Below are 16,824 nucleotides of genomic sequence, written 5' to 3'. Positions count from 1 at the left end.
AGGGTTCAGTGCCGGTGCTGGCGGGTTACGCCGGCATCGAATTGCGCGACGATCTGCTGCCAGCCAGCGCTTTCCAGCGCGGCGTCAGTCAGGTCGCTCGGGGCAGCGAGGGATTTGCCACGATGCAGCCACACGTCTGGCGCATCATCGTCGGCGGTCAAGCGCATCAGGAATGAGCCGGCGACATCGGGCGACTGGCTCTGGCCGAAATAGGCTTTGGCCTCCAGCAACTGCCAGGCATGGCTGCCGCGACTGACCGAACTGGCGTCCAGGGCAAACGGCGCGAAACCTTCCTCGGCCAGCACTTCGGGGGTCGGCAGCGCGGCTTGTTCCTGACGCAACAGGTGAATCTCGTCGAGGGTCACCCGCAGATCGGCGTAAATGCCTTGCTCGGACGCGCTTAAATCGCGGCGCGCGTCGAGTTGATGGCTGCTGACGCTGCTGACTTCCTGCGACTCATGGCGCCATGCGACCACCGAACCGGCAACCGCCAGGATCATCAGGCACAACAGCAGCACATACAGCGTTTCATGCCCGGCGCCGGCGGGGCGCACGACTTGGGTGGTTGGAGTAACGCTGGTGGCGTTGCTTGTGGGGATGGGGCTGCTCATGCTTACGGGGCCTCGATGTCGGCTTGGTCAATCTCGACCACGTGACCCGGGCCGGCATCGAACAACACGTAGAATTCGGCGCCGGGTTTCTTGAAGGTCAGCGTCGAATCGGTGCCGAGCTTGCCGGGTACCAGAATGGTTTCGTCGTAGCCGATCACGTCCAGCGTTACCCCCGGTGCGCCGCTGCCGTCGGAGAAACCGCCGGTGCATTTGATCTGCTCGGCGTCAATCGCCTTGCATTCACACATCGGGTTGTGGGCCAGGGCGCTGGCGCTGAACCCGGCGCTCAAGCCGGCACATAGCACCAGCAGCGCGGTGCGCAGTGGGCGGATTACGTTGATCATGGTTTGCCTCCTTGTTTATTCAGCCAGGCGATGGTGGCCGGGGATGCCTGGCTCAGTGGGATCGAGGCCTGGTGCATCGAACCGTCCCAGCCCTCCATAGTGATCCACAGCTCGGCATCGGCTTTGGTTTTGACCGGCACCGGCAACGAAGCACCCATGCGGTACGGCGTGCCGAAGAAAATCACCCCGGCGGCGCGCAGGCTGCGCGGCTTGCCGATACGCAGGTAAGTCGCCTTGACCTGTTCGACACAACTGCTGCACAGCGCCGCATTGAAACTTTTCAAGTAGCCGGCCGGACCATCCGGGCGCGGCGCCTCATCGCGCAATTCGGCGAGGCGCATGCTCCACGGACCGACTTTGATCTCGCCGATTTCGTGCTCGCCGAGGCCGGCGTCGCCGCGAAACAGCGCCGCATCGGCGAAATATTTCGGCATGAAACCCAGCGGGATCAGCAGCAACAGAATGTTCAGGTGGAAACGCCATTTGTGCCACAGCACGCTCAGGCGCGAGCGTTGCGGGGCGGCGATGACTTTGCTCACAGGCTGGCCTCCGAGGTTTCACGATTGATTTGCGCGGCGGCAATGCGGGTTTTTTTATGGCTGCGCTTGAGCGCGTTGGCGGTGGCCAAAGCGGTGCGTTTGGTCCAGATCAGCAAGCCGCTGAGGACCATCATGCTCAGCAACAGGCCGAAGAAGAACCAGATCAGCTTGACCCACAAACCACCGAAATCGCCGGTGTGCAGTGGACGCATGGATTCGGTGACGAACTCCAGCGCGTTGCGGTCCGACAACAGTCGCGAAGCAGCGATTTCACCGTTGAACGGGTTGATCGTCGCGCTCTGGAACATCAGCGGATACCAGCCACGTCCGGAGATGTCGAGGTGGCTGTAGCCATTGCCTGGCAGGCTGACCGAGCTGGCTTCCAGTCCGGGGATTTTTTCCTGGGCGATGGCAATGGCGCGGTCCAGGTCGATGCGCGGCGGCGGCGAGCCATCTGCCGAAATCGGCACGGCTTCGCGGGACATCGCCGGAATCACCGGGGCGCTGGAAATGGAAATCTGGTTATCGAACAGCAACGCCTGAATCAGGAACCAGGTGCCGGTGATCGACATGACCGCGATAAGCCAGATCGACCAGATCCCGCTGAGGCGGTGAAAGTCGCCCCAGAAAATCCGCGCGCCGTGACGAAAACGCAGGGTCGGCTTGAAAAAACCCTTCCAGAATTTCTTGTAGACCACCAGCCCGGTAATCAGCGAAACCAGCAGCGGCAAGCCAAGGAACGACACCAGGTACCAGCCCCAACTGAAACCGTTGGTAAAGGGCACCAGCCACCAACCATGCAAGGCGCGGGTGAACGCCCTGAAATTGAATTCCGGCGCGGCGCCCTGGATGACCCCGGTGTACGGGTTGACGTAAACCGTCACCGTGCGCCCGTCGGGATAGGCGACATCGACATCGAGGGCGAAGTGCGATTCGTCGGGACGGTTGATCGATTCGACCAGAAGCTGCGGTTCGGCTTGCTTGATGGCGGCAAGGACCTGGTCATAACTGAGCAGCGGCGCATCGTCCGACGGTTGGCTGGCGCGCATTTGCGGGCTGGCCAGCCAGACGATTTCCTGGCTGACGACGGCGAGAGTGCCGGTCACACAAACTATCAACACAAAAAACCAGATCGGCAGTGCCAGCCAGCTGTGCACCAGAAACCAGATTTTGGAGCGGGATTTCTTCGACATTTTTGGAGGTCTTGGTTCGATGAAGGGGTCTCTACTGCGGGCTTCGCAGCGTGGTGAACCCGGAAAAGTCCGGCCGTGGCTTTTGCCTACGCGGGCAGACTGCATCTATATAAGACGCATGAGCAACGGAAATCCTGATGCGGATATGAAAGCAAATGTTTCGCGTTTCCGTTTTCGGAGGGTTTTGTTGGGGTGGGCTGGCTTTCGGAGGCGATAGGTGGGGGCGTTTGCGGTGAAGGTGAGGATGCTATCGCGAGCAAGCTCGCTCCCACAGGGGTTGGTGTTGAACACATATTTATGTGCGCAGCCGTTCCCGTAGGAGCGAGGCTTGCCCGCGAAGAGGTCCGATCAGGCACTAAACATCTCGAACATCTCGAACATCTCGAACATCTCAACCCTGCTGAAACATCTCCCTGGCCCGCTGCTCAATTTGCTCCTGAGTCAAATCCTCCTTGCGCGTAGCCAGAAACCACAGGTGCCCATACGGGTCTTTCAACGTGCCCGAGCGGTCGCCGTAAAACTGATCCTTGACCTCGGACACCACGGTGCCACCGGCGGCAATCGCCTGTTGAAAGGATTTGTCGACATCGTTGACATATAAATGCAGGCCCACGGACGGCGAGTTGTCCGGATTGCTCAACGGGCCTTGATCGCAAGGCGTACCGAGCATGATCGGGCAGTCGACGATGCGCAGTTCGGCATGGCCGATGCCGCCGTCGGGCATCGACAGGCGCATCACTTCAGTGGCGCCAAAGGCTTTTTTGTAGAACTCGATGGCCTCGGCGGCTTTGTGAATGCCGAGGTAGGGCGTGATGCTGTGATAACCGTCGGGAATGGGTTTGACGCTCATGACGAATCTCCCTTTTTTGGGTGATTTGAGTCGTGCTGATATGCGGGGTGCTGACGCGCGACTCGCGGTCGGATAACTATAGGCCAGCGGCATTTCGGCGAACGGGGGCCCGACGAGCAGCAATTCTGCTGACTATAGGTTTTGACCCTTCGGGCGCCTTCGCGGGCAAGCCTCGCTCCTACAGGGGGTTAGTGAGCGCCAGAGATCAAATGCGCGCCTGGGCCTTGCTCCCCGAGCACATCGGCGAAGTTGCGCAACGGGCACGCTTCCATCGACAGACAGCCGCAGCCGATGCAGCCGTTCAGGCGGTCGCGCAACAAGGTCAATTGCGCAATTCGCTCATCCAGTTCGCGACTCCATTGCGCCGACAACACTTTCCAGTCAGCCGCCGTCGGTGCGCGGTTGTCCGGCAACGCCTTCAGCGCCTCGCCAATCTCCGCCAGCGGAATGCCCAAACGCTGGGCAACTTTGATCAACGCGACCCGGCGCAGCACTTCGCGTGGATAACGGCGCTGGTTACCCTGATTGCGATAGCTCTTGATCAAACCCTTGGTTTCATAAAAATGCAGCGCGGTCACGGCCACGCCGCTGCGCGCGGCAACCTGGCCAACGGTGAGTTCTTTTTGCAGATTTTGCGAAGTGTTGACTGGCGAAGTGCTCATTTGCGAAAAAGCCTCTTGACCTCTAGTTAACTTGAGGTTTTACCCTGCAGGCCTTCGGATCGCAAGGTCCGGTTTACCGGTGAGTGGGGACTTTTTATGCGCACGTCAGTTATGCAGACGTCAGTCAGGCACATGTCAGAGAAAAATCGCAGTTTCACCCAATTGATCGAATTCGAGATCGAGCCTCATCAACAACCTGCGCTGGTCTCGGCGCTGTCGGCGCAGACCGAGCGTCTGGCGCAGGATTTCAGCGGCTTCTTGAGTGCGAGCATTCAGGCCAGCGATGATGGCCGGCGGGTGCTCAATTACCTGCAATGGCAATCGCGCGAGGCCGGGGAAGCGGCGTTTCAGCGCTTCGAAAGCGGCGAGCAGGATTTCTGGCAACTGATTCGCGCGCACCAGGCAAAAACCGTGACGTTCGGCTCATTCCAGGTATTGCACAGCCTGGAGCGCAGCCACGACAACGCGCTGCACTGCAATCTGGTGCTGTGAAAAAGCAGGTGTTGTAAAACAGCCGTCAGATCGACAACTGCATCAAGCGCTCGCCCTGCACATTCTCGGTGGGCCGGCGCTTGTTCACCGCCAGTTCGCCGATCTTGATCAAACGCGTGCGCGTGACGTTGCGGCTCAAACCGAGCAGCGCGGCGGTGTGCACCTGGTTGTAATGGCTGAAGCGGTAGGCGGCGCGCAGCAAGGCGTCTTCGACTTTTTCGTGGAGCGCGCCGGCCTGTTCCTCGAAGAGTTTCTGGAAGGCGTGGTCGAGCATCGCTTCCGGCGAGTCATCGACATTGCCGTGGTGGTCGTCCTGACGCTCGATGCGCATGTTCGACAAGCGCAAATCGTCGCGTTCGATCACGCCGTGGCGGCAGATCAGCAAGGTGTGGTGGATGACGTTTTCCAGTTCGCGGATATTGCCCGGCCAACTGTAACTGCGCAGTTTCAGCTCGGCCTCTTTGCTGATGGTGATGCTGCCGTAGCCCAGGCGCTGGCTGTAGGCTTCGATGAAATGCCGGGTCAGCGGCAGGATGTCGCCGGGGCGATCGCGCAAGGGGCTGAGTTCGAGGCTGACGACGTCGAGGCGGTAATACAGGTCTTCGCGAAAATGCCCGGCATTAATGGCTTTTTCCAGTTGCACGTTGGTTGCGGCCAAGACGCGCACGTCGATCGGAATGCTCTTGCGCGAGCCCAGCCGCACCACTTCGCGCTCCTGTAAGACGCGCAGCAATTTGACCTGGATCGCCATCGGCAAATCGCCGATTTCATCGAGGAACAAGGTGCCGCCATCCGCCTCTTCGAACCAACCAGCCTTGGCACTCAGGGCGCCGGTGAACGCGCCTTTTTCGTGGCCGAACAATTCCGCTTCGACCAGCGATTCGGAGAACGCACCGCAGTTCACCGCAACAAACGGCCGATTGCGCCGGGCGCTGAGGTTGTGGATATGCCGCGCGACGAGTTCTTTGCCGGTGCCGGTTTCACCGATGATCAACACGCTGGCTTCACTCGGCGCAACTTGTTGCAAATGCGCGAGCAAGGCCTGGGATTTCGGGTCTTCGAACACTTGCGCGGTGGCACGGATCGACGTGGCAAGGGCGGGCGAGGGCGGTAGGGTCAGCAGTTGCATGGCAGGCTCCATGAAGAGAAGGTCATGAATAGAAAGTCGGAATCGGCAGGGACTGGTTCAGCGCCCAATCACCCAGTTCATGGAGTTTGTAATCCACCGGGTCGTGCAGGGTTTGCGTGCGCAGGTTGCGCCAGTGCCGGTCCAGCCGCAGCGAGGCGTGGGTCGAGCGCGCGCCGGTGACTTCGAACAAACGGCTGCACAATTCCAGACCGTTGCGCGTGGCGGCGACCTTGGCCGTGGCAATCGCCGTGGCCAGATGCCCGCGTTCTTCGGCGCTCAAATTCGCCCCCCTGGCCCACGCCTTGTCGAGCAAGTCGGCGGCGCGTTCGACCAGCAACCGCACGCCTTCGAGGGCGACCCAGAACTCGCCGTAATGGCCGAGCACATACGGATCCTCGCGCACATCGCGAGCGCTGGATTTATGCCAGGGCCGGGTTTCGGTGAGGGTGTATTGGCGCGCTTCTTCGAAGGCGCCTTCGGCAATGCCGAGAAACATGTGGGTGAAGGTCAGTTGCGCAATCAACGGCCGCAGGCAGGCTAACGGCGTGCTCAACGGCCCGGGATCGAGGAGCAATTCCGACTCTTCGACTCGCACACGTTCGAAGGTGGCGCTGCCGCTGTCGGTCTGGCGCTGGCCCATGTTGTTCCAGTCGTTGTGCAGCGTGATGCCGCTGCGACCGCTGGGGATCGCGGCGATCAACAGCTTGCCGCCGGCGCTTTCATCGACGGCCGAGGCGATCAGCATCTGAGAATCGCTGGCGCCGGAGCAGAAGCTTTTCTTCCCGGAAAACTCGCGCCAGCCGCCAAGGTTTTTCACCACCGTGCGGGTATCCAACGGGTTCAGGGCGTTGCCCCAGAACCAATTCTTGCGCGCGGTCTGTTCGAACCACGGCTGCCACTGTTCGGGTTTGGCGAACAAGCGCACGGTGGCGAGCATCAGGTGATGAAAACCGAAGACGTGGGCGATTGAACTGTCGACCTTGGCGAATTCGCGCACCACGCTCAGGGTTTCACTCCAACTGGCGCCGAGGCCGCCGTACTGGGTGGGAATGCTCAGCGCGAGCAGGCCGCTGTGGCGCAATGCATCACGCTCGGCTTTGGGCGTGCCACCGCGTTCGTCGCGCTCGACGGCCGTCAGGGCAAACTCCGCGGCCAATTGGCGAGCGGTGTGCAGGGGAGATAACAGGGCGCTTTGTGGTTTGGCCGTCACGCGTGGAATTCCTTATATGGACGACGCTTTCTGTAGGAGCGAGGCTTGCCCGCGAAGCAGGCGCCGCGGTGGTTCTGATGCACCGCGTGATCGTTCTTCGCGGGCAAGCCTCGCTCCTACAGGAGCAGTGTCAGGCAGTGTCAGGCCGAAGCTTTTGCCGGCAGCACATCATTGGCGATCATTTCGCCGAACGGCCCGGTGAGGTTGGTCACGCCGCGTCCGGCAAGGCTGGCGTAGGGTTCCGGCAGCAACGGGAACACCAGTTCGGCGAAGCGATAGGCTTCTTCAAGGTGCGGATACCCGGAGAAGATAAAACTCTCGATCCCCAAATCCGCGTATTCCTTGATCCGCGCCGCGACTTGCTGCGGATCGCCGACCAATGCGGTTCCTGCACCGCCACGCACCAGGCCGACGCCGGCCCACAGGTTCGGCGAGATCTCCAGATTATCGCGGCGCCCGTCATGCAACGCCGCCATGCGCCGCTGGCCTTCGGAATCAAACCGCGAAAACGACTTCTGCGCCGCCGCAATGGTCTCGTCGCTGATGTGCTCGATCAGCTTGTCTGCGGCTTTCCATGCCTCCTCCGCGGTTTCGCGAACGATCACATGCAAGCGAATCCCGAATTTCACCGTGCGCCCATTACGCGCCGCACGCTCGCGCACATCGGCGAGTTTTTCGGCGACGGCGGCCGGTGGTTCGCCCCAGGTCAGGTAGACGTCAACCTGTTCGGCGGCGAGTTCGTGGGCGGCTTCCGAAGAACCGCCGAAGTACAACGGCGGATACGGTTTTTGCACTGGCGGATACAACGCCTTGGCGTTTTGTACCTGCAAGTGTTTGCCTTCGAAATCTACCGATTCGCCTTGCAGAACGCGGCGCCAGATCTTCAGAAATTCGTCGGTGACTTCGTAGCGTTCGCTGTGATCGAGGAAAATCCCGTCGCCACGGTTTTCATCGGGATCGCCGCCGGTGACCACGTTGATCAGCAAGCGGCCATTCGACAGGCGATCCAGGGTCGCGGCCATGCGCGCCGACACCGTCGGCGAAATGATCCCCGGCCGAATCGCCACCAGATAGCGCAAGCGTTCGGTCAGCGGCACCAGCGCCGATGCGATCACCCACGAATCTTCGCAGGAGCGCCCGGTGGGAATCAGCACGCCGTGGTAACCGAGGCTGTCGGCGGCCTGCGCCACTTGTTTCAGATAGTTAAGCGTCACCGGGCGCGCGCCTTGGGTAGTGCCCAGATAATGGCCGTCGCCGTGAGTCGGCAGGAACCAGAAAACATCCATGAAGAGATCCTTAAGCGATTTTCAGCAGATTTTTAGGGTGCACGCCGAACAGCGGCGCGGCGCGTTCGGCAGCCAGACGAATGCGCGCCTTCAAGGGCTCACTGGTGATCTGGTAATTGGCGAAATCGGCCTCGGTGGCGTACACGCCAACCGGCAAGGTCAGCGCCTGGAAAAAACTGAACAGCGGCCGTAACTGATGATCGAGCACCAATGCATGCCGTTCGCTGCCACCGGTTGCGGCCAGCAGCACTGGCGTATTGATCAGCGCATTCAGGTCGATCAGATCGAACAGATGCTTGAGCAGGCCCGGATAAGAGCCGCGATAAACCGGCGCGGCGACGATCAGCAGGTCGGCGCTTTCGATGGCTTGCAGCTCGGCTTCTACCTCTGCGCTGAGTTCCTGGCGCGACAGGGCGGCGCCGAGCGGGCGGGCAATGTCGCCCAGTTCGATCAACTTGCTCTCGATTGGCAACTGCTCGGCCAGTTCGGCCAACAGCGCCTGGGTCAGCACCAAGGTGCGCGATGGGCGCCAGGTTCCGCCGGAGAGGGCAACGACTTTCAGTGGGCGCGACATGATCAGTTCCTTTTTAAACAGTTGCTCAGCGAGCAGTGACTAGTCACTGGGCTGGAGCAAGACCTGTACCAATCCTTCGCAGCCCGTATTTGCTGGGCTTCGCGCGCCAGGCTCGAGGCAAACTGTGTGATTGGCAGGGCTGTTTGTTGAATGACTGTTGCCTGGCAAACAGTTGCGGGGGCAACAGTGCGTGCGGCGATGGGGTTGTTATAAAGGCTTGCTGTTATTCCTCAAAAGATCATTAACGGATATTTATAGATCTTTAACGAATATGTGATCTTTTGTTTCCGCTGGCTGATACCCACTATCGAGAGCGTTGATTTCTGCCAATCGCGGGCCGGGCGTAGCCTTCACCCATCGCCAAACATCAGATTGCCAGGACGCTCGCCATGAACCGCTTACTCACCGTTTCCCTGCTGCTCGCCATTTCCGTTCTCGCTGGATGCGCCAGCCATGTTTCCCCCGAGCTGCGCCCCTACACCGCAGAAGAAACCAGGGAATTGGCAATGGAAGCGCTGAACCGTCGCGGTTTGTCCTTCGATGAGTACCACGCGAAAAAAGCCGAATTGCTCGGTCAGCCGCAGAAGACCTTCGGCTTTGATAGCCAAGGTGAAATGAGCGCCGAACGAGCCGTACACCTGCACGGTCGTCCAAGCTAAGCCGCAACTGTACTGCTCGAACTTTCACCCAACTGTCCGTGGGTTTCGCGCCAGCCGTGCGCTAGGGTCAATGCCTGACTGACCCTGACGGAAATGCCGCCGATGACCCTCTCGCTCGACTTGCTGCTGGGCTTCGCCCTGTACGCCCTCGTAACTTCGATCACTCCTGGCCCGAACAACACGTTGTTGCTGGCATCGGGCGTGAATTTCGGGTTCAACCGGACCATTCCGCACATGCTCGGGATTACCTGCGGCCTGTTTGTCATGGTGGTTGCAGTGGGTTTCGGCCTGGGCACGGTGTTTCAGAACTATCCATTGCTCTACGCGGTATTGCGCTACGTCGGCGCCGCGTACTTGCTGTACCTGGCGTGGAAAATTGCCCATTCCGGGCCGGTCGCGGAAGGCGAGCGCGGCGAGGGCAAACCGATCAGTTATCTCGGCGCGGCAGCGTTCCAGTGGGTCAATCCCAAGGCGTGGATCATGGCCATCGGTGCCATCAGCACCTACACGCCGATGCAGGGTTATTTCACCAATGTGCTGGTGATTGCCGCGGTTTTTGCCTTGATCAACTTGCCGAGCGTCAGTGTCTGGGTCGCCTGCGGCAGGCTGTTGCGCAACGTCTTGCGCGATCCTCGCTGGTTGCGCCTGTTCAATTGGGGCATGGCGGCGTTGCTGGTGGTTTCGCTGTATCCGTTGCTGCTCGAAGGCTTTAGCTGATGCATTGCTTCAACCGGTTGGCCGATGCCTGTTAAGCTCGACTTCGGGAGCGTTCCTACGCACTTTGAAGAGAAGTCGTATTTCTTTAACAGCATCCGCTCAGGTATTGCTGGCGTCTGCACACCGCTTACCTGATTCCGGAACACGCTCTGCGAGCCTTTTTATGAATAAACGTCCGTTGTATTTCGACTACGCCGCCACCACGCCGGTGGACGACCGAGTCATCAAAGTCATGGTCGAGTGCCTGGGTTTCAACGGCAACTTCGGCAACCCGGCTTCCAGCTCCCATGCCTTCGGCCAACAGGCGCGGCAGTCGGTCGAGCAGGCGCGCCGGCAAGTGGCCGAATTGGTCGGCGCCCAGGCGGATCAGATCGTCTGGACCTCCGGCGCCACCGAATCGAACAACCTCGCGCTCAAGGGCGTCGCCCAGGCGCGAGGGGTGTCGGGCGGGCACATCATCACCAGCCAGATTGAACACAAGGCGATCCTCGATACCGCGAAACAATTGCAGGACGCCGGCGTGGCGGTGACTTATCTGGTCCCGAACGCCGAAGGCCTGATTACCCCGCAAGCGGTCAGCGAGGCGCTGCGCGACGACACCTTCCTGGTGTCGCTGATGCTGGTCAATAACGAACTCGGCACCGTCAACGACATCCCGGCGATTGGCCAGGTTGTGCGTAATCGTGGCGCGCTGTTTCACGTTGACGCCGCGCAAGGCGCAGGCAAAGTCGCGATTGATCTGGCCGAGTGGCCGGTCGACCTGATGTCGTTTTCCGCGCACAAGATCTACGGCCCCAAAGGCATCGGCGCACTCTACGTCGGCCCACGCGCGCAACAGCGCTTGCAGGCGCAGATCCACGGCGGCGGGCATGAAGGCGGGCTGCGTTCCGGGACGTTGGCCACGCACCAGATCGTCGCCATGGGCGAAGCGTTTGCGTTGGCCGCCAGTCTGTTCGACGACGAGAAAGCCACCATCGCCCACTTGCGCGAGCGCTTGCTCGAACAATTGTTCAGTCTCCCCGGCGTGCGCCTCAATGGCAGCGTCACCCAGCGCATTCCTCATACGTTGAGCCTGACCTTCAGCGAAGGTGAATTCAACGTGACGGCGCTGGGCCATTCGATTGCGTTTTCCGCGACCTCGGCGTGCAATTCCGCGAGCAACGCGCCGTCCCACGTGTTGCTGGCGTTGGGGCATGACGCGCGATCTGCCGGGCGCACCATTCGTTTGAGCCTCGGACGTTTCACCACCGAGCAGGATATCGACCAAGCCGTCCAACTGATTAAAACGGCCTGCGCCAGCGCCCCGGCGTTCTGGCAATAAGCCGTTAAAGCGCCGACTCAGATCGGCACTCAACAATAATGACCAAGTGGTTAGCAGGAGAAATGATGAGTACGCAGCCTTTGACCAACGGATTGGTGCCCCAGCGCCTGGCGCAAACCCGCGAGCTGATGAGCCGGGAAGGCATTCATGCCTTGCTGGTGCCGTCGGCCGACCCGCACCTGTCCGAATACTTGCCGGGTTACTGGCAGGGCCGGCAATGGTTGTCGGGCTTCCACGGTTCGGTCGGCACCTTGATTGTTACGGCGGATTTCGCCGGCGTCTGGGCCGACAGCCGTTATTGGGAACAAGCGAGCAAGGAGCTCAAGGGCAGCGGCATCGATTTGGTCAAACTGCAACCGGGTCAACCAAGCCCGCTGGACTGGCTGGCCGAGCAAACTCCTGAAGGTGGCGTGGTTGCCGTCGATGGCGCAGTAATGGCCGTGGCTTCGGCACGCACGCTGGGCAGCAAACTCGAAGAACGCGGCGCACGCCTGCGCACGGACATCGACCTGTTGAGCGAAGTCTGGAGCGACCGTCCAAGCCTGCCCAATGAGCCGATCTATCAACACTTGCCGCCGCAAGCGACCGTCAGCCGTGGCGAAAAACTCGCGCAATTGCGCAACGTATTAAAAGAACGCGGCGCCGATTGGCATTTCATCGCAACCCTTGACGACATCGCCTGGCTGTTCAACCTGCGCGGCGGCGATGTTTCGTTTAACCCGGTGTTCGTTTCCTTTGCGTTGATCAGTCAGGACCAGGCGACGTTGTTCGTCGCGCTGAGCAAAGTCAGCGCCGAACTGCGCGCGATCCTTGAACAGGACGGCGTGACCCTGCGCGATTACAGCGAAGTCGCCGAGGCCTTGCGCGCGGTGCCGAGCGGTTCGAGCCTGCAGGTCGACCCGGCGCGCGTCACCGCCGGTTTGCTGGATAACCTCGACAGCGGCGTCAAACTGCTCGAAGGCTTGAACCCGACCACACTGGCCAAATCGCAGAAAAGCCTGGCCGATGCCGAACACATTCGTCAGGCAATGGAACAGGACGGCGCGGCGCTGTGCGAATTCTTCGCGTGGCTGGAGTCGGCGTGGGGGCGCGAGCGCATCACCGAACTGACCATCGACGAACACCTGACCGCCGCGCGCATGCGTCGCCCGGATTATGTGTCGTTGAGTTTCAACACCATTGCCGCGTTCAACGCCAATGGCGCGATGCCGCATTACCACGCGACGGAAGAAGAGCACGCGGTGATCGAGGGCGACGGCTTGTTGCTGATCGACTCGGGCGGCCAATACCTGGGCGGCACCACCGACATTACTCGCATGGTCCCGGTCGGCACCCCGACCGAGGAGCAGAAGCGCGATTGCACCCGCGTGCTCAAAGGCGTGATTGCCTTGTCCCGCGCGCATTTCCCTCGCGGCATCCTGTCGCCGCTGCTCGACTCGATCGCGCGCGCGCCGATCTGGGCCGACAGCGTTGATTACGGGCACGGCACCGGGCACGGCGTGGGTTATTTCCTCAATGTTCACGAAGGCCCGCAAGTGATCGCCTATCAAGCGGCGGCAGCACCGCAAACCGCGATGCAGCCGGGGATGATTACGTCCATCGAGCCTGGGACTTATCGTCCGGGCCGCTGGGGCGTGCGGATCGAGAATCTGGTGTTGAACCGCGAGGCAGGGAAAAGCGAGTTTGGTGAATTCCTCAAATTCGAAACCTTGACCCTGTGCCCGATCGACACCCGTTGCCTGGAGCCGTCGCTGCTGACGCTGGAGGAGAAGCAGTGGTTCAACGGCTATCACGCTGAAGTGCGTGAACGCCTGAGCCCGCTGCTCGACGGCGCTGCGCTGGAATGGTTGAACACGCGGACTGCGGCAATCTGATGGATTGGAATTCAGGCGCTGCTTTCAGCGCCTGTTTTTTTTCCGAAAGACCTCAGCTCAGGGCTTCGCGGACAAAGTCCAAGCGGTCCTGTCCGAAGAACAGCTCATCACCGATAAACATGCTCGGCGCACCGAACACGCCGCGTTGCACTGCCTGTTCGGTGTTTTCTTTCAGTACAGTTTTGATGTGCTCATCGGCAGTCAGGGCCAGCACTGCATTCGGCTCAAATCCGTTTTCAGTCAACACGGCTGCGACCGTAGCCGGATCATCAAGGTTGCGACCCTCGACCCACAGCGCGCTGAACAGGCAATCGATGAAGGCCTGAAAGCGTTCGGGATGGCGCACTTGCATGCCCGTAACCGCGCGCATCAGCATCAGCGTATTGATCGGAAAGTGCGGATTGAATTTCAGCGGCACGTCATATCGCTGAGCGTAGCGATCCAGATCCTTGAACATGTAGCGACCCTTTGCCGGGATCATCGCCGGTGAAGTATTGCCGGTGGCTTTGAAAACGCCGCCGAGCAGCATCGGTTTGTACACCAGTTGGCTGTCGGTCTGCGCGCAGATCTTCGGCAGTTGGGTGTAGGCGAGGTAGGTGGCGGGGCTGCCGAGGTCGAAGAAAAACTCCACGGTTTTGCTCATCGTCAATGCACTCTGCTGGGCTGTTTTGGTTGTTGTCAGTTTTCGTCAGTTGTCGTCGCGAAGCGCGGGGTTACCAGCGTTCATTCCAGGGGCGCAGGTCGAGCTCGAAGGTCCAGGCGTCGCGTGGCTGGCTGTGCAGGTACCAATAGTTTTCGGCGATGTGCTCGGGGTTGAGGATGCCGTCGTCTTCTTTGGTCGCGTATTTTTCCGGGAAACTGTTGCGAATGAAGTCAGTGTCGATGGCACCATCGACCACGACATGCGCGACGTGGATGTTCATCGGCCCCAGTTCACGCGCCATGCTTTGCGCCAGAGCGCGGATGCCGTGCTTGGCCCCGGCGAACGCGGCGAACCCGGCCGCGCCGCGCAATCCAGCGGTGGCGCCGGTAAACAGCAGCGTGCCGCGTTGGCGTGTGGCCATGCGTTTCGCCACTTCGCGCGCATTGAGAAATCCTGAGAAACAGGCCATTTCCCAGATCTTGAAATATTTGCGGGCGGTTTCTTCGAGAATGCTGCACGGCACGTTGGCGCCGATGTTGAAGACGAATGCTTCGATGGGGCCGATCTCGCTTTCGATCTGCTCGACCAGCGCGATCACATCTTCTTCCTTGCGCGCATCGCTGGCAAAACCATGCGCCTCGCCGCCGCTGGCGTTGATCGCATCCACCAGTGGCTGGAGTTTATCGGCGCTGCGCCGGGTGACGCAGGCGACGAAACCTTCCTGCGCAAAACGCTTGGCAATCGCGCCGCCAGTGGCATCACCTGCGCCGACAACCAGTACGACCTTCTTGTTATTCATGGGCTGATCCTTTGGTAAACGCTCGTTGGCAGAACGAACGTTAGGCCAGGATCAGCCGCCAGTCGACCGTTTACTTGCAGATGACGATCATGCTGCGACTGGTATAACCGGCCGGGTTGAGCCCGAAAGGATAGTCACCAGGCTCTTCCACCGAATCCCCTGACTTGGCGATGACCTTGTAGTTTTTGGGCGCACACGAATTGGCGGCGCTGGTGTAGCACTTGTCCCAGGAGGACGAGAGGCCGGAACAGTTGATATGCAGCCCTTTCTTGCCGTGCTTGACCTGGGTCTTTGAAGTCGCCGCGCAGCCTGCAATTGCGAGTACGGCGATCAAAATCAAAATTCGTTTCATTACTGTCCTTATAGCGGCCCGGATCTGGCGCCCGGGTCTGGCTGCGTTCGCTGTGACTTTCACCTGACGCGCGTTGTTGTCCCTGTCTGAAAAACTCCATGTGCGGCATCGGGTTGCGCGGCTAAACATGGCCTAAATAAACGGTAAATACCAGAGCTTCGTCAAATCCGGTATCAATCTGCTGCGATGGCGGGTTTGGCGTTGCTGCCCATGGTCAGTGTCGCTCCAACGGAAGCGAGAATGATGCAGAGAATGGCCATCCACTGGGAGAACGACAGGTATTCGTGGAGGAACAGCAAGCCCGAGAGTGCACCGAACGCGGGTTCGATGCTCATCAATGTGCCGAAGGTTCGCGCGGGCATTCGCGTCAGGGCGACCATCTCCAAGGTGTAGGGCAGGGCGGTGGACAGCACGGCGACCCCAATGGCAACCGGGATCAGCGAAGGAGTGAGCAACGCGGCGCCAGCGTGGACGATGCCGATCGGTGCGACGAACAGTGCGGCGATCATGACGCCCAGCGCAGCGGTTGTGACGCCGTTGTCGGCGCCGGCCTTCTGTCCGAACAGGATGTATAGCGCCCAGCACGCACCGGCGCCGAGTGCGTAACCGGCGCCCACCAGGTCAATTCCGGCGGATGTCGCGCCGGTGGGTATCAATAGCAGCAAACCGACGGCGGCGAGCGCGATCCACAGAAAGTCGATGGCGCGACGCGAGGCGTAGATCGCGACGGCCAATGGACCGGTGAATTCCAGCGCTACGGCGATACCCAGCGGAACGGTGCGCAGCGACATATAGAAGAGGAAGTTCATTCCGCCCAATGCCATGCCGTAGATGATCACAGTGCGTAGGGACTTGGCGGTCAGCGTTGCTCGCCATGGGCGCAGGATCAGCAGCATGATCACGCTGGCGAAGATCAGCCGCAGCGTTGTGGTCCCTTGCGCGCCGACGATGGGGAACATGCTTTTGGCCAGGGATGCCCCGGACTGGATCGATGCCATGGCTATTAATAGAAGGCCAACCGAGAACAGAGTGGAGGCAAGCGTGCGGGGCTGGTCGTTCATTGCGAGGCGTCGTCCGAGGCAGTAGGCGAATTATGATGTTACGTGTGGGCAATATACTGCGCACTCGATGAGCCGGCGTCTATATAAAGGAGGTTTTTAGCCGATTTGATTGAAACAGCAAATCAGCGCTTGACGGCAGATTCTGGAAGTCTATAATTCGCCCCACTTCCGGCGCAGTCGAAACGGAAAACTCCTTGGTAAACAATGAGTTACGCAGGTTTCGGCGGTGAGTTGCTTCGGTTCATCGAAGCGCGAAAGGGGGTTGAAAAAGAGGGGTTGACAGCAGCGAGTAACGCTGTAGAATTCGCCTCCCGCTAACGAGAGATCGAAAGCGCAAGTGGTTGAAGTTGTTGAAGAAATCTTCGAAAACTTCTGAAAATAACCACTTGACAGCAACTGGCGCTGCTGTAGAATGCGCGCCTCGGTTGAGACGAAAGATCTTAACCAACCGCTCTTTAACAACTGAATCAAGCAATTCGTGTGGGTGCTTGTGGGGTCAGACTGATAG

At 60.1% G+C, this 16,824-nt stretch carries 20 protein-coding genes; 5 read left to right on the top strand and 15 right to left on the bottom strand.

Going from position 1 to position 16,824, the window contains the following annotated elements; genetic code table 11:
* Nucleotides 1-5: 5 nt before the first annotated feature.
* From BI292_RS03365 to soxR, 6 genes are all read right to left on the bottom strand, one after another.
* A complete protein-coding gene (locus BI292_RS03365) occupies nucleotides 6-611 on the bottom strand; it encodes a DUF6162 family protein (protein ID WP_101206987.1) in 606 nt (201 codons plus the stop codon).
* A 2-nt stretch (nucleotides 612-613) separates the two neighbouring features.
* Complete coding sequence (locus BI292_RS03360; RefSeq protein ID WP_092279671.1) at nucleotides 614-955, bottom strand: hypothetical protein; 342 nt, start codon at nucleotides 953-955, stop codon at nucleotides 614-616.
* Nucleotides 952-1,494 carry a thiamine pyrophosphate-binding protein gene (locus BI292_RS03355; RefSeq protein WP_101206986.1) on the bottom strand — a complete coding sequence of 181 codons (543 nt, stop codon included), beginning with the start codon at nucleotides 1,492-1,494 and terminating at the stop codon, nucleotides 952-954. Before BI292_RS03355 ends, BI292_RS03360 begins: the two co-directional genes overlap by 4 nt.
* Entirely contained in the window at nucleotides 1,491-2,687 is a 1,197-nt protein-coding gene (locus BI292_RS03350; protein ID WP_101206985.1) for a PepSY domain-containing protein, read from the bottom strand. Before BI292_RS03350 ends, BI292_RS03355 begins: the two co-directional genes overlap by 4 nt.
* A 391-nt stretch (nucleotides 2,688-3,078) precedes the next feature.
* Nucleotides 3,079-3,537 carry a VOC family protein gene (locus tag BI292_RS03345; protein ID WP_101206984.1) on the bottom strand — a complete coding sequence of 153 codons (459 nt, stop codon included), beginning with the start codon at nucleotides 3,535-3,537 and terminating at the stop codon, nucleotides 3,079-3,081.
* A 188-nt stretch (nucleotides 3,538-3,725) separates the two neighbouring features.
* A complete protein-coding gene (soxR, locus tag BI292_RS03340) occupies nucleotides 3,726-4,199 on the bottom strand; it encodes a redox-sensitive transcriptional activator SoxR (RefSeq protein ID WP_101206983.1) in 474 nt (157 codons plus the stop codon).
* 132 nt (nucleotides 4,200-4,331) lie between these two features.
* Between soxR and BI292_RS03335 the strand changes: the two genes are divergently transcribed.
* Nucleotides 4,332-4,691, top strand: a complete 360-nt coding sequence (locus tag BI292_RS03335; RefSeq protein ID WP_092279675.1) for an antibiotic biosynthesis monooxygenase — start codon at nucleotides 4,332-4,334, stop codon at nucleotides 4,689-4,691.
* Nucleotides 4,692-4,716: 25 nt separating this feature from the next.
* On the opposite strand, the gene BI292_RS03330 is transcribed toward BI292_RS03335, so the two are convergent.
* The 4 genes from BI292_RS03330 to msuE all read right to left on the bottom strand — a co-directional run bounded on the left by BI292_RS03330 (nucleotide 4,717) and on the right by msuE (nucleotide 8,890).
* Nucleotides 4,717-5,820 (bottom strand): sigma-54-dependent Fis family transcriptional regulator, encoded by a 1,104-nt coding sequence (locus tag BI292_RS03330; protein WP_101206982.1) that lies wholly within the window; start codon nucleotides 5,818-5,820, stop codon nucleotides 4,717-4,719.
* A gap of 22 nt (nucleotides 5,821-5,842) precedes the next feature.
* Nucleotides 5,843-7,030, bottom strand: a complete 1,188-nt coding sequence (locus BI292_RS03325; protein ID WP_101206981.1) for an acyl-CoA dehydrogenase family protein — start codon at nucleotides 7,028-7,030, stop codon at nucleotides 5,843-5,845.
* A gap of 140 nt (nucleotides 7,031-7,170) precedes the next feature.
* Nucleotides 7,171-8,316, bottom strand: a complete 1,146-nt coding sequence (gene ssuD, locus BI292_RS03315) for an FMNH2-dependent alkanesulfonate monooxygenase (RefSeq protein ID WP_101206980.1) — start codon at nucleotides 8,314-8,316, stop codon at nucleotides 7,171-7,173.
* A 10-nt stretch (nucleotides 8,317-8,326) separates the two neighbouring features.
* Nucleotides 8,327-8,890 carry an FMN reductase gene (msuE, locus tag BI292_RS03310; protein WP_092279683.1) on the bottom strand — a complete coding sequence of 188 codons (564 nt, stop codon included), beginning with the start codon at nucleotides 8,888-8,890 and terminating at the stop codon, nucleotides 8,327-8,329.
* Between the two features lie 389 nt (nucleotides 8,891-9,279).
* Here msuE and BI292_RS03305 point away from each other — a divergent pair, with 389 nt between their 5' ends.
* From BI292_RS03305 to BI292_RS03290, 4 genes are all read left to right on the top strand, one after another.
* Nucleotides 9,280-9,549 carry a hypothetical protein gene (locus tag BI292_RS03305; RefSeq protein ID WP_101206979.1) on the top strand — a complete coding sequence of 90 codons (270 nt, stop codon included), beginning with the start codon at nucleotides 9,280-9,282 and terminating at the stop codon, nucleotides 9,547-9,549.
* 102 nt (nucleotides 9,550-9,651) lie between these two features.
* On the top strand, nucleotides 9,652-10,266 hold the full coding sequence (locus BI292_RS03300; protein WP_092279687.1) for a LysE family translocator: 615 nt from the start codon (nucleotides 9,652-9,654) through the stop codon (nucleotides 10,264-10,266).
* A 163-nt stretch (nucleotides 10,267-10,429) separates the two neighbouring features.
* Nucleotides 10,430-11,587, top strand: a complete 1,158-nt coding sequence (locus tag BI292_RS03295) for a cysteine desulfurase family protein (RefSeq protein WP_101206978.1) — start codon at nucleotides 10,430-10,432, stop codon at nucleotides 11,585-11,587.
* 65 nt (nucleotides 11,588-11,652) lie between these two features.
* Nucleotides 11,653-13,461 carry an aminopeptidase P family protein gene (locus BI292_RS03290; protein WP_101206977.1) on the top strand — a complete coding sequence of 603 codons (1,809 nt, stop codon included), beginning with the start codon at nucleotides 11,653-11,655 and terminating at the stop codon, nucleotides 13,459-13,461.
* A 52-nt stretch (nucleotides 13,462-13,513) separates the two neighbouring features.
* Here the strand turns inward: BI292_RS03290 and BI292_RS03285 are convergent, their stop codons facing one another.
* The 5 genes from BI292_RS03285 to BI292_RS28990 form a co-directional block, all read right to left on the bottom strand.
* Nucleotides 13,514-14,104, bottom strand: coding sequence for a 2-hydroxychromene-2-carboxylate isomerase (locus tag BI292_RS03285; RefSeq protein WP_101206976.1), 591 nt, complete (start codon nucleotides 14,102-14,104; stop codon nucleotides 13,514-13,516).
* A gap of 70 nt (nucleotides 14,105-14,174) precedes the next feature.
* Nucleotides 14,175-14,903, bottom strand: a complete 729-nt coding sequence (locus BI292_RS03280) for an SDR family oxidoreductase (RefSeq protein ID WP_092279695.1) — start codon at nucleotides 14,901-14,903, stop codon at nucleotides 14,175-14,177.
* A 70-nt stretch (nucleotides 14,904-14,973) separates the two neighbouring features.
* Entirely contained in the window at nucleotides 14,974-15,255 is a 282-nt protein-coding gene (locus BI292_RS03275) for a hypothetical protein (RefSeq protein ID WP_092279697.1), read from the bottom strand.
* Between the two features lie 173 nt (nucleotides 15,256-15,428).
* A complete protein-coding gene (rhtA, locus tag BI292_RS03270; protein ID WP_092279699.1) occupies nucleotides 15,429-16,316 on the bottom strand; it encodes a threonine/homoserine exporter RhtA in 888 nt (295 codons plus the stop codon).
* A 150-nt stretch (nucleotides 16,317-16,466) separates the two neighbouring features.
* Nucleotides 16,467-16,824: hypothetical protein (locus tag BI292_RS28990; protein ID WP_256592609.1), on the bottom strand; the 358-nt coding region annotated here is incomplete at its 5' end.

Source organism: Pseudomonas sp. 43NM1, from assembly GCF_002836905.1.
Taxonomy (GTDB): Bacteria; Pseudomonadota; Gammaproteobacteria; order Pseudomonadales; family Pseudomonadaceae; genus Aquipseudomonas; species Aquipseudomonas prosekii.
The sequence above is the reverse complement of the archived record's forward strand: the minus strand, read 5'-3'. Positions and strand labels throughout refer to the sequence as shown.